9 protein-coding genes are annotated in these 15,108 nt (G+C 61.4%); 4 read left to right on the top strand and 5 right to left on the bottom strand.

All coding sequences use genetic code 11. The annotated features are described in order from the left end of the window. Positions 1–94: 94 nt before the first annotated feature. Positions 95–1,066 carry a hypothetical protein gene (locus P0D87_RS18775; RefSeq protein ID WP_053860271.1) on the bottom strand — a complete coding sequence of 324 codons (972 nt, stop codon included), beginning with the start codon at positions 1,064–1,066 and terminating at the stop codon, positions 95–97. Positions 1,067–1,191: 125 nt separating this feature from the next. Here P0D87_RS18775 and P0D87_RS18770 point away from each other — a divergent pair, with 125 nt between their 5' ends. From P0D87_RS18770 to P0D87_RS18755, 4 genes are all read left to right on the top strand, one after another. After that, a complete protein-coding gene (locus P0D87_RS18770; protein WP_044022024.1) occupies positions 1,192–2,037 on the top strand; it encodes a M15 family metallopeptidase in 846 nt (281 codons plus the stop codon). A 270-nt stretch (positions 2,038–2,307) separates the two neighbouring features. Beyond that, entirely contained in the window at positions 2,308–6,168 is a 3,861-nt protein-coding gene (tssM, locus tag P0D87_RS18765) for a type VI secretion system membrane subunit TssM (protein WP_053860270.1), read from the top strand. Continuing rightward, positions 6,165–7,157 (top strand): type VI secretion system-associated protein TagF, encoded by a 993-nt coding sequence (tagF, locus tag P0D87_RS18760; protein WP_006052916.1) that lies wholly within the window; start codon positions 6,165–6,167, stop codon positions 7,155–7,157. The genes tssM and tagF overlap by 4 nt, the downstream gene beginning before the upstream one ends. Before the next feature lie 4 nt (positions 7,158–7,161). Next, positions 7,162–8,130, top strand: coding sequence for an OmpA family protein (locus P0D87_RS18755; protein WP_408636989.1), 969 nt, complete (start codon positions 7,162–7,164; stop codon positions 8,128–8,130). Positions 8,131–8,229: 99 nt separating this feature from the next. On the opposite strand, the gene tssA is transcribed toward P0D87_RS18755, so the two are convergent. The 4 genes from tssA to tssF are packed head-to-tail and all read right to left on the bottom strand — an operon-like array spanning position 8,230 to position 15,001. Then, a complete protein-coding gene (gene tssA / locus P0D87_RS18750; protein WP_053860269.1) occupies positions 8,230–9,360 on the bottom strand; it encodes a type VI secretion system protein TssA in 1,131 nt (376 codons plus the stop codon). A gap of 35 nt (positions 9,361–9,395) precedes the next feature. Further along, positions 9,396–12,071 carry a type VI secretion system ATPase TssH gene (gene tssH, locus P0D87_RS18745; protein ID WP_053860268.1) on the bottom strand — a complete coding sequence of 892 codons (2,676 nt, stop codon included), beginning with the start codon at positions 12,069–12,071 and terminating at the stop codon, positions 9,396–9,398. A 33-nt stretch (positions 12,072–12,104) separates the two neighbouring features. Next, complete coding sequence (tssG, locus tag P0D87_RS18740) at positions 12,105–13,199, bottom strand: type VI secretion system baseplate subunit TssG (protein WP_006052920.1); 1,095 nt, start codon at positions 13,197–13,199, stop codon at positions 12,105–12,107. Further along, on the bottom strand, positions 13,163–15,001 hold the full coding sequence (tssF, locus tag P0D87_RS18735; protein ID WP_053860267.1) for a type VI secretion system baseplate subunit TssF: 1,839 nt from the start codon (positions 14,999–15,001) through the stop codon (positions 13,163–13,165). Before tssF ends, tssG begins: the two co-directional genes overlap by 37 nt. Positions 15,002–15,108 lie beyond the last annotated feature (107 nt).

Raw genomic sequence — 15,108 nt, 5'->3', positions numbered from 1 at the left:
ATCAAACATGCGTCAAACGTGTGCGTCGACGAGGCTCGCAAACAACACGAGCCTCACGATCCGTCTTTCGAGTAAACCGCCCGCGCGGCGAACGTCAGGGCTGACGCGCTTGCGGCGTCGAGCCGGGGCATGCGGGGTCTTTGCCCCAATGACCATCGCACACACGCCAGCGGCACAACTGGTCCTGGAAAAAGCCTCGCTGCCCACATTCTTTGACGCGCTCGGCGAGCTTCGCATTGCCGGGCGCTGCCGAGGTTGCGACCTTCGTCGCCGGATTGCCGGTGCTTGTCTTGCTATCGGCGGGCTTCGTGCGTGCGACGAGCGCGGCCAATAGATCGGCGTCCGAATCATCTTTCGACGCTGCGTCCGGCTTTGCTTTCTTCGATTGCGCGGCGGCAGTCGTCGTACTCGAACGATGACTGCTCGCACTTGCCGTGGCACTTTCCTTCTTGCCGTGCGTGCCGGCCTCATGCTTGCTCTTGCTCGCGATTGCCGGACTCTTGTCGTGCTTCGCCGTCGATGCAACGTGCGCCGACGAGGCCGAAGCGCCGGAAGCAACCGAAGCGACTGAAGCAACCGGCACGGAAGCGCCGCTCGGCTCCGCACCATCGGCCAACGCGCGCGACAAACGGCTTTCCGCGGCGCCCGCCGATGCAGACGACGCAGTTGCCGCTTTACTGTCACTGTCATCGGCGATGATCGTCGCGGCTTGCGACGAAGCAGGCGCCGGCGCTTGCGCATTCGCGGCGACCTGCACCGCGCCGTTCACCGCCGATGCCGGCACCGCCGCCTTGCCGATGTTCACCGCGCTCGCCGGCGCGGCCGCAGCCAGTGACTCGTTTTGCCCGCGTTGCTGCATGTGCCACGCGCCCCAACCGCCCGCCGCTATCACGAGCAATGCGACAAGCGCAAGCGGCGTTCGGGACCGGCGTGGTTTATCGGCAGGCGGCGCGACGCGGCCTTCCAGATTCGCGAGAATTCGCGAACCATTGCCGTCGGCGCCTTTAGCCTTATCGGATAACAGGCTTGGCGGGGCTTTGGAATTTGAATTTTCCGGCGCACTCATTCACTGTCTCATTGAATCCTGGATTATTTCGCCGTGATAATACCGCTCCGGCTCCTCTCCGAGCAGGCCTGATTCTAAGAGCAAGCATTACAAAATACAATTGTTTCCAATTTCCGGGGTCTCCATTGATTGCCGTAGTACTTCTTGCCTATTTCGCCGTCGCAGTGCTCATCGCCGCAATGCTGCTTTTGCCGGCGGTGCGCGCTTCTTTATTAGGCGCCGCGCAGACAATTCACGGCCGGGTTATGCGCGGGGCATCGCGCCGTGCATCGCATGCGCGCGGTCAATTAGCACGCTCGGCAAGAATTTCGCAATCTACCGTAGTGGATATGAAAAAATTACTGGCGCGCCGGCGCTTGCTGATTTTTACCACCACAGGTATTCTTGCGACGCCGCCATTGGTGGCATTGGGATTACGGGGTCGTCAGTTATTCCAATTCGACGAAACCGCGCGGGTGCCGGACGAGAAAATTGCCGCATTATTGAACGGCGAACAGCTCGTGCCCCCGCCGCCGCTGCCGCCGGAGGTATTCGCCACGCGGGAAGTCGAGCAGATCCGGCCAGCGCTAAAAGACGCAAGCCGCGACTGGAATTTGCTCGATGCGGATTTCCGAACCCGTCTATTGCTCGTCTACAAAATCATGCACGAGCAGTACGGCTACGAAATGGCCCTGCTGGAAGGTTATCGCAGTCCGGAGCGGCAAAACCGGCTCGCGCAAATTGGGAGCAATGTCACCAATGCCGCTGCGTTTCAAAGCTATCACCAATACGGCCTCGCGGCGGACAATGCGTTTCTGCGCGACGGCAAGCTCGTCATTTCAGAAAAAGATCCCTGGGCCATGCGAGGCTATCAGTTATATGGACAAACAGCCGAGCAGGTCGGCCTGACATGGGGCGGCCGCTGGAAAATGATGGATCTCGGGCACGTTGAATATCACAAACCCGGCTTCGTTCTCGGGCGGGGTCATTAAGCGCGGCGGCACAAGAGGTTGGAAAATGGGGCGTTCAATCAATATTTCTGGCAAAAAGCGGCAATACCAACCGCAATCCGGCATACAGCGTCGCATTCGTCCGCCCGCTTTTGCAGCGCCGGCAATCGCGGATTTAACAATTCGGCCGTTTTACCGTTCCGCGTGAATCGGCTTTCGATTTCTTTCGCTCCATTTTCAAACGCCGCACGCGCGTGATGCCGTTTGCCACAGCACGCGCCACAACACATATCACCAAGACCTGAACGGCTTATGCGACGCTTTCTCAACGTGTTGACCCATCCACGCACGCTCTCGATCATCGGCCTGCTCGCGCTCGCTGCTGTGTTGTTCGTCGGCGCCGATACCTTGCAGATCGACCTGATGTGGCCGGCCATCGCGCTCGGCGCGGTCGTCGCGTTATGGCTGCTGGTATGGGCGGTGCGCCGCCTGCGCGCGCGTCGCGCGAATAACAAACTCGGCGAAATGCTCGAGCAGCAGGCTGAAAAACAAAGCGTCGAAGCCGGACCCGCGCCTACGCCGGCGCGTCAGGCGGAACTCGACGTGCTGCGCACACGCCTCGTCGATGCAGTGAAGACGATCAAGACCTCGAAGATCGGCCAGGTGTCGGGCGGCTCCGCGTTGTATGAGTTGCCGTGGTACATCGTGATCGGCAACCCCGCAGCGGGCAAGAGCAGCGCCGTGCTGAATTCGGGCTTGCAATTCCCCTTCGCCGACAAGAACAGCGCGGTGATTCACGGCATTGGCGGCACGCGCAATTGCGACTGGTTCTTCACGACGGAAGGCATTCTGCTCGACACAGCAGGCCGCTATTCGGTGCATGAGGAAGACCGCACCGAATGGCTCGGCTTTCTCGGCCTGCTTAAGCGCTTCAGGCCCAAAGCGCCGATCAACGGCATCATCGTGACCGCGAGCATCGCGGAACTCACCAGCAGCAAGCCCGAGTTTGCGATCAATCTCGCGAAGAACCTGCGCCAGCGCGTGCAGGAATTGACCGAGAAGCTGGAAGTCTTTGCGCCCGTCTACGTGATGTTCACGAAGGCCGATCTGATTACCGGCTTCACCGAGTTCTTCAGCGGCAGCGAGCGTCACGAATACGACCGCGTATGGGGCGCCACCCTGCCCTACGAGCCGGACGAGAAGCGCGACGTGGTCGGCCTTTTCGATGAACATTTCGAGGAGCTCTACGACGGCCTGAAAGAAATCAGCGTCGCGCAGATGTCGATCAATCGCGGCAATAAGCTCTCGCCAGGTCAACTGAGTTTCCCGCTCGAGTTCTCGACGATCAAGCCCGCACTCCGCGCATTTCTCGCCACGCTGTTTGAAACGAACCCGTTCCAGTACAAGCCGATTTTCCGCGGCTTCTATTTCACGAGCGCATTGCAGGAAGGCGAAACCAATAGCGCCGCGGCCACGCGCATCGCGAACCGCTTCGGTTTGAGCGCGGACAGCATGCCGAAACCGCACAGCGCGTTTTCGAAGAACGGCTTCTTCCTGCGCGATCTGTTTTCCAAAGTTATCTTCGCCGACCGGCAAACGGTCAGGCAATTCGCCAGTCCCGCGAAGACGCGTATGCGTTACGCGACCTTCTTCGGCTTTGTCGCGGTCCTCGCGCTCGCGTTGGGCGGCTGGACGTGGTCGACCATTAACAATCAGCAACTCGCGGAGAACGTCAAAGCCGATCTGGACAACGTCGTGCGTTTGCAGCAGAACCGCAACGATCTGCAATCGCGCCTGCAGGCCATGGATGTTCTCGAAGACCGCATCGACCAGCTCGAACAGTTCCGCCGCGATAAGCCGCTCGCTGTGTCGTTCGGTCTTTATCAGGGCGATCGTCTGGAGCAGCGTCTTCTCACCGAGTACTACAACGGCGTGCGCCAGATCCTGCTCGATCCGGTTTCGCAAAACCTCGCGTCGTTCCTGAAGGACGTCAACGCGCATCCCGATCAGCTCACGCCGCTCAATCGCACGCCGGATGCGGCCGCGATTCCGGTCTCCGCGCACAACGCAATGGCGGCGAATAGCCAGGGCGGACTCTACAGCGACGCATCGCCGACCAATGTGGAAGACGCGTACAACGCGCTCAAGACGTATCTGATGCTAAGCGACAAGCGTCATGTGGAAACGGCGCATCTGACGGATCAGGTGGCGCGCTTCTGGCGCGGCTGGCTCGAAACGAATCGCGGCAACATGCCTCGCGACGAGATGATCCGCAGCGCCGAGCGCATGATTACTTTCTACCTGGCGCGCGTATCCGACGACGACTGGCCGATGATCGACCAGAACCTCGGCCTCGTCGATCAAACGCGTGAGAACCTGCGCCGTGTCGTGCGCGGCATGCCGGCGCGTCAGCGTGTTTATGAAGAGATCAAGGCACGCGCGTCGACCCGCTTCGCGCCGATGACGATCGCGCGCATCGTCGGAGAAAACAACACGGCGCTGGTGGCGGGCAGCTATGCGATTCCCGGCACGTTCACGCGCGAAGCGTGGTTCCAGTATGTGCAGCCCGCGATCCGCGAGGCCGCAACAAAAGAACTGCAAGCAAAGGACTGGGTGCTCAATACCTCCGCGCACGACGACCTGACGCTCGAAGGCAGTCCCGAACAGATACAGAAAGCACTGGTCACGATGTACAAGACCGACTATGCAATGCACTGGCAGAAGTTCATGCAAGGCATTGCGGTGCAGAGCTTCGGCAGCTTCGGTCAGGCAGTGGATGCCATGAACCGTCTCGGCGATCCGCAAGATTCGCCGATTCGCAAAGTACTCGAAACCGCGTATGACCAGACCTCGTGGGATAACCCGTCGCTCTTCAATGCAAACCTGAAGCGCGCGCAAAGCGGCGTGACGAGCTGGTTCAGGCAATGGTTCTCGCGCGCGCCGACGGGTCAGTTGAACGCGAACATCGACATCAACGGCAATCCGGTCGAAATGCCGATGGGACCGATTGGCCAGGAGTTCTCCGCGCTCGGCCGCATGGTTCAGACCGGCGATAACGGCTCGATGCTGAAGGGCTATATGGACACGCTGTCGAAAGTCCGTACGCGCTTTAACGTGATCAAGAATCAGGGCGATCCTGGACCGGGCGCGCGTCAGCTCATGCAGCAGACGCTCGACGGCAGCGGCTCCGAACTTGCCGATTCGCTGAAGTACGTCGATGAGCAGATGCTGACGGGCCTCACCGATTCGCAACGCAAAGCCCTGCGTCCGCTGCTCGTGCGTCCGCTGATGGCCGCATATGCGGTCGTGATCCAGCCGGCCAGCGTCGAAGTCAACAAGGTGTGGAACGCGCAGGTGTACCAGACGTTCCAGAACTCGCTCGCCAACAAATATCCCTTTGCCGGCGATGCGAAAGTCGAAGCGGGGGCCGGTGAAATCGCGCAGGTGTTCGGACCGGACGGCTCGATTGCGAAGTTCGTCGGCACCACGCTCGGACCGCTTGCAGTGCGCCGCGGCGACACGCTCACTGCCCGCACGTGGGGCGACATGGGCCTCGCGCTCACGCCTGACTTCACCAGCGGATTCGCGCGCTGGGTCGCGCCGCTCGCCGGTGGCGCAGCGGGCGCGTCGGCAGGCCAGGGCTCCGCAGAACCGCAGACCGTGTTCCAGATCCTGCCGCAACCGAGCAGCGGCACGACCGAGTACACGCTCGCGATCGACGGTCAGCAGATGCGCTATCGCAACACGCCGCCGCAATGGACCAACTTCGTGTGGCCGAATCCGTCGGGCTCGCCAGGCGCGACGTTGAATGCCACGACTTTCGACGGCCGCACGCTGCAGCTCGTCAACGAGCCGGGCCGCTACGGTCTCGAGAAGCTGATCAATTCGGCGCAGCGCAAGCGCCGGCCTGACGGCACCTTCGACCTGTCGTGGACGCAAGGCAACATCACGGTGGCGGTCAGCATGCGCATCATCAGCACGTCGCAAGCATCGGGCGGCAGCAGCGACGCGCCGCAGCAGCAGAGCCTGCGCGGCTTGCGGTTGCCTTCGTCGGTGGCCGACGTCAGCGCGGCGGCGAATTCGGTCACGGCCACGGCCGCGAGCGCAACGCCGGCGGCAACAGCGGCGCGACCGGCGACGACCGCGGTTTCGAACACAGGAGGTGCGCAATGACGCAGACCGTGCAGGCGCAAATCGCGTACTTCGGCAAGATTCCGTCGCGCGGCGACTTCGTGAAAAGCGCGCATAACCCGCAGTTGCTTGCGACGCTCGATCGCTGGATCGCCGAAGCAATGGAACTGCTCACCGACGACCCACGCTGGAAGATCGTCTACGAAAACGCGAAGCCGATGCATTTCGCGTTTCTCGGTTCGCGCAGCAAGCTCGCGATTGCGGGGCACATGGTCGCGAGTCACGATCAGTCGTCGCGACGCTTTCCGTTTCTCGCCGCGACCGCGCTCGAAGTCGAAAAGCCGCTCACGTTCCTCGCGCACAGTCCGCTTGCGTTCGCGCGTTTGTGGTCGCGCGTGTCGGCGCAAATGAAGCCCTTGCTTGGCGTGAGCGAGCCGGCCGGCGCATTGCAGGCGCTCGGCGAAACGCAGGTGCCGATCGAAATCGGCGGCGGTCCGGGCAATCCGCATGACGGCACGTTCAACGACTTCGTCGAACATCAGACGCTCGCCGGACTCGAACAGATGCTGCTCGCAAGCGGGCATCCGGTGCGCTTGCGCGGCGCGATGCTCGCGCTCGGTTCGCTGCTGCGCCCGGTGATGCAAAGCGGTTCGTCGCATCTCGAACGCGGGCTCACGCTGCCGTTGCCGAACGATCCGTTCTATCGCAGCCTCGTCGCCGCATTCTGGCTCGAACTGATCGCGCCGTTCGTCGCGCAAGCGGATTTCGAACTGGCGATTTTTATCGGCACGATCGCGGAGCGCGAGCGGCTCATCATCGGCTTTAACGGTGCGTCCGCGAAAACGCTGCACAGTGTGGTCGATCCGCAAGCATACGCAGCCCATAACATCGATATCGACGACCCCGAGTGGATCGACGAACACGCACAGAACGATCATGGCATCAGCAAGCTCGTCAGTTACCTCGACCAACCGCAACTGTCCTTGCGCGTCAGCATCGACACGTTCCGCGAAGCCTTCACGGGAGCGTGACGCGATGACTTATTCACGCACCGCGATCAGCGCGCTGCTCGCGAGCCTGCTGGTTAGCGGCCTGTTCAGCACGCTCGCTCACGCCGACAACGACGGCCCCGCACGCGTCACGCCGGTCGACAACAGCGGCATTTCGATTCGCACGACGGCGCTGCCCTCGCCTTCGTCCACTACGGCAGGCAGTGCGGGTCCCGCAGTGAATACGGCGGGCCTCGCAAGCGGCACGACCGGCGCCGGCACCGGCGCGGTCACGGCTTCGCCTCCGCCCGCGAACGCGGCGCCGGGCCAGGTCGTGGTCGGTGGAAAAGTACCGGACGAGGCGACCAAAGCCGCGGTGCTCGCGCGTTTGCGCGACACGTATGGCGCGGCCAACGTAGTGGATCAGATCGAAGTCGCCGACGTCGCGACGCCGCCGAACTGGTCCGCCAATGTGCAAAAGCTGATTGGTCCGCAACTCAAGCAGATCAGTAAAGGACAGTTGAAGATCGACGGCACGCAGATCGACGTGAAAGGCGAAGTGCGCAACGAGTCCCAGCGTCAGCAACTCGCAAGCGACATGGCGAATGCGCTGAATCCGACGTACACGATCAAGAACGGCTTGCGCGTCAGTGCATCCGAACAGGGCCTGCTCGATCAGACGCTAGCGAATCGCACGATCGAATTCGAAACCTGCAGTGCAACGCTCACGCCGCAAGGCCGCGCGATTCTCGATCAGATGGCGGCGGCAATGCTGAAGATGGCGACGAAGACAGTCGCGATCATCGGTCACACCGACAACTCGGGTAATCGCACGTCGAATATCGCGCTGAGTCAGGCACGCGCCGATGCCGTGAAGGGCTATCTCGTCGCCAAGGGCATTCCGCCGCAACAGATGAGCACGACCGGTGTCGGGCCCGATCAGCCGATTGCATCGAACGATACGGCCGATGGACGCGCACGCAACCGGCGCATCGAGTTCCGCGCCGGATCTTAAACACATCGTGCTTGCTGCAAAGGCACGCATGAAGCATGAAAAAAGCTTGGCCTGGGTTCTCTCGACCCAGGCCAGGCTTTTTAATTTCGACGCGGACGTCTAGCTGTTTTCTTCAGGCTTCACACCTAGCAACTCGCGAATGTGCGCGAGCGAACCGTCGTCTTTCACCACCGTCGACAGCCATTGATGCAACGGCATGTCCGCCGCTTCCGCAGCCTTCTCGGCAAAGTACGCAGCCGGATTGTGCGGCTCCGTACTGCGAAAGAAACGGGCCACCGCGCGCAACTGCGCGACGGCTTGCGCGCGGCTCTGGATTCCTGCGACTGCGTGGGTCGGCGTGGTCGTCAACACAGGTTCCTCGCGTTGCGGTGAGGTCTTGAAAGTGGGCTCGGCGCGTTCGTGTTCGTGCGCGTGTTCATGAGTCGCCGAAGCACTCGATCCACTACCGGGCGTCTGCTGCGCTTGTGCGGTCACACCGAGTTCGCGCGCAAAGCGTTCGGCGAGACGATAGACGCTTTCGTAGGCGTCTTTCGCCTGACGGAAACTTGGCGCAAAGTCCGCAGCGCGACGATCCAGTTCCTGTTCGAGCGCGAGCATCGCCGTTTCGAATGCCTTGAGATCGGCCAGCAGCGTCGAATAGAACGCGGGCAGCGTCGCACGTTTCGACGCGTCGATCTGCTCGATGGACGGCTTGCCGCGCGCGATGTCGTCGGCATGATCGGGATCGCGCTTTACCGCTTGCGCGACATGCGTGGCGACGTCCCAATCGATCGTGCTGTACGCATTCCCTTGCGACGACGTGAGCGGCATTGCACGCAGCAGATCGCCGGTTCGCCCGACGAGCCACACGACATTGCCAAGGCGATATTCGGTGTCGTCGCCTTCCGGCAGCGGATGAACGGTGTCCCAGTACTTCTCGCACAGCGCCGTGAGCAGTGTGTAGCCTTGCGTGAGACCGCCCACGCCTTCTTCAATCGCGAGCGCTTCGGTGAGCCACACGGCAAGGCGCAAGTCTTTCGTTTGCGTCTGCAGTAACGCACTGGAGCGCTCGATCACCAGCGGCCAGTCGGCTTCCTTGATTTCGGTGACCCATTCGCCCTGGTCGAGCGACGGGTCTTCGAAACGCCGGGCGTGCTGGATTGCATCGAAGTCGGCGGAGAACAGAAGATCTTCGCCACAGGGCGCGGCTTCACTGATTGGAGCAAGCAGCGTATTCAGATCGATCGGCATGGCATGGAGCTTTCAAGTTTCATTCATCAAACCGCTTATACGACGGCGTAGTCGAACTCGCCCGCCTCGGTCGCACGCACCGAAATGCGCTCGATGGCCGCGCCGTTGGCAATGCGCTCGAGTACCTGCTGCGCGACTTCGGGCAGCAGCGTGCCGTTCAGAATATGGTCGACATTGCGCGCGCCCGAATCCACTTCGGTGCAGCGCGCGAGCACCGCATCGATCAGCGACTCGTCCCACTCGAACACCGCCTTGTGATTCGATTCGATGCGGCGGCGAATTCTTTCCAGCTTCAACTCGATGATTTCAGCGAGCACGTCGTCGGAAATCGGATAGTACGGCACTACTTTCATGCGGCCGAGAAACGCCGGCTTAAACGCTTTATACAGTTGCGGACGCAAGGTTTCCGCGAGTGCGTCAGCGTCGGGCAACTCGTCGGCACTTTTATTCAGGCAAGCCTGCATGACCGCTTGCGAACCGACATTCGACGTGAGAATGATGAGCGTATTGCGGAAGTCGATCTCGCGGCCTTCGGCGTCGTCCATCGTGCCTTTATCGAATACCTGGAAGAACATTTCGAGTACATCGGGATGCGCCTTTTCGACTTCATCGAGCAGCACCACCGAATACGGATTGCGGCGCACCGCTTCGGTTAGTACGCCGCCCTCGCCATAACCGACGTAACCGGGCGGCGAGCCTTTCAGGCCCGAAACGCTATGCGCTTCCTGATACTCGCTCATGTTGATCGTCACCATCTTGCGCTCGCCGCCGTACAGCACATCGGCGAGTGCGAGCGCCGTTTCGGTCTTGCCGACACCCGAAGGCCCGACGAACATGAACACACCGCGCGGCTTATTCGGATCTTCGAGATTCGCGCTGGCCGTGCGCACTCGCTGCGCGATGGCTTCAAGCGCATGATCCTGACCGATCACGCGCGCGGCAAGGAGCGGCTGCAGATTCAGCACCGTCTGGATCTCATCCTTCACCATGCGGCCCAGCGGAATGCCCGTCCACGACGCAACGATTTCGGCGACGACGTGTCCGTCCACCTGCAACGGCACCATCGGCTGAGTACCTTGCAATGCATGCAATTCGGCCACGCGCAGCGCGAGCGTTTCGCGCGCTTGCGCCGCTTTCTGCGCCTGCTCCGCGTCCGCACTGCTCACGCGAGCCGCGTCGATGTCCGAACGCAAGCCGACGATCTCGGTCACCAGCGCACGCTCCTTGTCGTAGCGCGCTTCGTCGGCGGCGAGATGCTTCAGATCTTCTTCGCGCAGTTCGCGCAATTGCGCGAGCCGTTCGTCGTGCTGCGCCCCGCTCGCGACCTCGCGTTCGAGCGCGGCGATTTCCGCGTCGATGCGTTCCAGGCGCTTTTTCGTATCGTCGATTGCGGCCGGTGTCGAGCTATGCGCGAGCGCCACTTTCGCGCAAGCGGTGTCGAGCACGCTGATCGCCTTATCGGGTAATTGCCGCCCGCTAATATAGCGATGCGACAGGCGCACCGCTTCCGTGATCGCGTCGTCGAGCACGCGCACGTTGAAGTGCTTTTCCATTAGCGACGCCATGCCGCGCAACATCGCCGCGGCAAGCGCCTCGCTCGGCTCTTCGACCTTCACGACCTGAAAGCGGCGCGCGAGCGCCGCGTCTTTCTCGAAGTACTTCTTGTACTCGCTCCATGTCGTCGCCGCGATGGTGCGCAATTCGCCACGCGCCAACGCGGGCTTCAGCAGATTGGCCGCATCGTTCTGCCCGGCCTGGCCGCCCGCGCCGATGATCGTGTGCGCTTCGTCGATGAAGAGAATGATCGGATGAGGGCTCTTCTTCACTTCATCGATCACGTTCTTCAGGCGGTTCTCGAACTCGCCCTTCACACTCGCACCCGCTTGCAAGAGGCCCATGTCGAGCACATGCAGTGCGACGCCTTTTAGCGGCGCGGGCACGTCGTCGGCGGCAATGCGCAGCGCGAGTCCTTCGACCACGGCCGTCTTGCCGACGCCCGCCTCGCCCGTCATGATCGGATTGTTCTGGCGGCGCCGCATCAGAATGTCGATGGTCTGGCGAATCTCGCCTTCGCGTCCGATCACCGGATCAATCTTGCCTTCACGCGCGCGCTGCGTGAGATTGCTGGTGTACGTATCGAGTGCGGGCGTTTTTGACGGAGCGCCAGGCACTGATTCGGAACCCGCTATATCGCTCGTACTGTGTTCCGTGTTTTGCGCGTCATTAGCGCGCTCGACTTCGCGCGAGCCCGCGGTCAACTCGTCGAAGTTATGCTTCAACTCGGTCACAGGCACATCGCGCAGCAGCGGCGACATGCGCTCCGCGAATTGCGCGAGATCGGGCGCACTCAGCAACGCAAGCAGCAAATGCCCGGAACGGATGCGCCCAATCTGCGAATCGAGCGATGCGATCAACCACGCCTGCTCGAGCAGATCGATCAAGTGCTTCGAGAACACCGGCGTGCGCGTATTGCCGTTTTTCAGGCGCTGCAATTCGCGCTCGATGTCCGCGCGCAACGCATGCGAATCGATTCTGCTCGCACGCAGAACGAGCGCAACATCGCTTGCCGGCTCGTCGAGCAGCGCAAGCAGCAGATGCTCGAGGTCGACCTCGTAATGACCGCGCGCGAGACAGTTGTTCGCCGCCAGCAACGCTGCTTGCCGGCAGGTCGGATTGAGTTTCGCGATCAGGGTGTTGAGGGACGTGCTCATGTCGTGCGATCCGGTCAGGTTCTATCGTTATGGTCAGTGAATCACATGCAGTTCGTAGCGGGCATCCGCGCGATCGCGGTCGGCATCGCGCGTGCAGAGGAATGCGTCCCAGCCGAGGCGCGCCCCGTTGCTCAGCAGCGCCGGTCCGACCGCCTCGCGGCGCAGTACCAGCGACACTTCGTACTCCAGCGTAATACCGGCGAGCAGCGTCAGCATGCGTTCGAGTGCAACGGCGCGATCCGCCCCCGGCAGGAATGCTTCGTAATCGGCTTTACCAAGCGGGCCGATCACGAGCCGCGCCCGCATGTCGCGCTGCCAGACGCGCTCGCCCGCCAGCGCAGTGGCGCCGAGCGTCGCGTTGACGCTGCCCAGTACCGTCAATTGATCGCGCGGCACGTCGTACCATTTGCCGACAAACTGTTCGACGCGCACAGGAACCTTGAAGTAGTCCGACAGCGTGCGTTGTAAATAAGCTGCCGACACCGGTCTGTGTCGCGCGGGCAATGCGTAACCGGCAATCGCTTCGTCGAATAGCGCGCCGTCGCCGCTTTGCAGGCTGCTGCGCGTATCGTTGTCGGCCACGCCCGCAAGCGCGAGCAGCAATGGCAAATAGCGCTCGTCGCGATCCAGTTCGTAATGAAACGGCAAACGGTACTTCTTCCACGCCGCATAAAAGAGCGCGGTGGCGCGATTCGAAAATACATCGAAGAACTCGCGCGCGGCGCGGTCTCGCTTGATCTGCTCTCGCGCGATGATCTGCTCGGTGTAATGCAGCGGCAACGCACCTTGCCCGCCGAGCAAACCGAAAAACGCGGGGGTAATGTCGACTTTATCGAGTGAGCCCGCCTCGAGCGCCGTGGTGCGCTGCGCTTTTTCTTTTAGCGGCAAGCCTTCGTCGTCGTAGGATTGCGCGCCGTGAATTTCGCTCGGCGGAAACGACAGGGACAGCGAATTGCGAAAGGAAATGCGCTGCGCGACGATGTCGCCCGAACGCCCGACCGTAGATGGCGATTGCTGTGCGAACCACTTCTCGAGCAGACGCACCGCCTGAAAAAATTCAAAGCGGTGCGGCTCGTCGAGAAACTGCTCGACTACGCCAGGATCGATTCGCCGCTGCGCGGTTTGCATCGCAAGATCTCCTCGCCCGTGCGCTTCGACACGACGACCAGTTGCACAAAGCTGTTTAGATGCACGTACAGCCCGAAGAATGTGTCGATCACCCGCACGAACGACGCGAGACTCGTGCCGACAAAATGTTCTTCGTCGATCGTCAGGCGAATCTCTATGCCGCGCACGAAAGTGGCGAACGGTTTGCCCGGCAGCCATTGCACGGCTGCGCGCTGCTCGATTCCGACGAGCCCGTCGATATGCCGCGCCGATACCGCCGTGCGCCGCAAATCGTAGAGCACCAGCATTTCCTTCAACGCGGAAAGACCACTATTCGCGAGCGACACGTGATTCAGCGCGAGATGCGAAATGAGCCGCCAGTGCGCCGCGCGCCCACGTTCGAAACGCACAGTCGGCGTGGGCCGGCGCAACATCGCAATGTTGCCGGTCAGCGAGCCGCCTTCGAGAAACAGATCGCCGCCTTCCAGACCCACCGCGAGACCGGCGGGCAAATCGCGATTCGTACACGTCAGGTCGAGACTCAGCGTGTCGGTTTGCGGCGCGGCCGGTTCAAAGTCGATATCGACAATGGAGATTTCCGTCTCATAGCCGGGGCTTTTTTGCGCGACCCAATCGTTGCGCCGTGCGAACCAGTAGTGTCCGGCGCGGGCCGCTTCACCGTGATGCAGCGAATAAAATGGCCGGAATTCAGTCACCGATTCCTGATGCGCCTGTTGCCTGACGAGCTTCACCGAATCGATCGAATAGACTTCGTAAGCGAATGCGCGGCGCGCTTCGGCGATCACCGGATAGGAGATCGCCTGATGATTCACGCGAATGGGTTCGCCGTGCTGTTCGAACAGATTGACCACCGGCGTGCAAAAGAGCCGCAGGTGATGTGCGGACAACGCATCGAGAAGCCGCGCGACATGCGAATCGCTGCGTACTTCCTTGAGCACGACGTGTAGTGTCAGACGCTGGCAGCGGCCTGCCGCACGCGTCATTGCCGCGAGATCGAAGTCGGCGAAACTGAATTTTTCCGGGAACGCAAAGTACTCGGTGAGAAGCCGGTAAGCCGGATGCGATTTGGCCGGATAGTCGATTAGCGCGTCGTCTTCGTCAAAGCCTGCTTGCGCGAGCGGCGACGTGCGCAATGGCGTCCATACGCCGCGCCGGTCCGCTTCGACATACGTGGCCATTGCATTGACGAACAGGCAATCCGCGAGCGCCGCAATGAACGACTGCTCGCCGTGCAGATGCGCGCGCAAGGTACTGACTTTCAACGCGGACAGATCGAGTTGCGCAGCGGTCGATTCGAAAGTGATCGACACAATGGCGGTTGCATTGCCGGGCAATACCGTCGCGCTCGGCGCCATCGCCACTGACGTGTACTTTGCCTCGGAAATGCGAACCGGCGCGAGCGTGACGTCGTACGCGGTACGAAAGCGGCATTGCACACCGCGTATGGGGCGCGATTTGAGTTCAGTGCCGCGCTCTATCGTAACGGGCTCGGTCAGATGACTCAGCGCCGCGGACGTGCCCAGTTGCGCGATCGAGCATGAAGGAAATGGCCGCAGATAGTGCGGATACAGCACTTCCAGCAGCGCTTCGGTGAATTCGGGGTAATCGTCGTCCAGCTTCTTGTTGATGCGCGCGCCGAGCAATGCGAACGATTCGATCATCCGCTCGACGTGCGGATCTTCGCAATGCTCGCCGGACATCGCCAGACGCGCCGCGATCTTCGGATAGCGCTCCGCGAAATCGCGCGAATAGCGCCGCAGAAATGACAGTTCGCGCTCGTAATACGGCAGCAATTCTTCCATCGATCTATCCCCGAACCCGAACCCTCTACGCCTGAACTAATGCCGCCGTTGCGCGTCACGGCGGCGCTCAGGCGGTATTGAAGCCAAGCGTATTAAACAAAACAGCG

It is taken from the genome of Paraburkholderia sp. RL17-368-BIF-A (assembly GCF_046054045.1).
GTDB lineage: Bacteria > Pseudomonadota > Gammaproteobacteria > Burkholderiales > Burkholderiaceae > Paraburkholderia > Paraburkholderia graminis.
The sequence above is the reverse complement of the archived record's forward strand: the minus strand, read 5'-3'. Positions and strand labels throughout refer to the sequence as shown.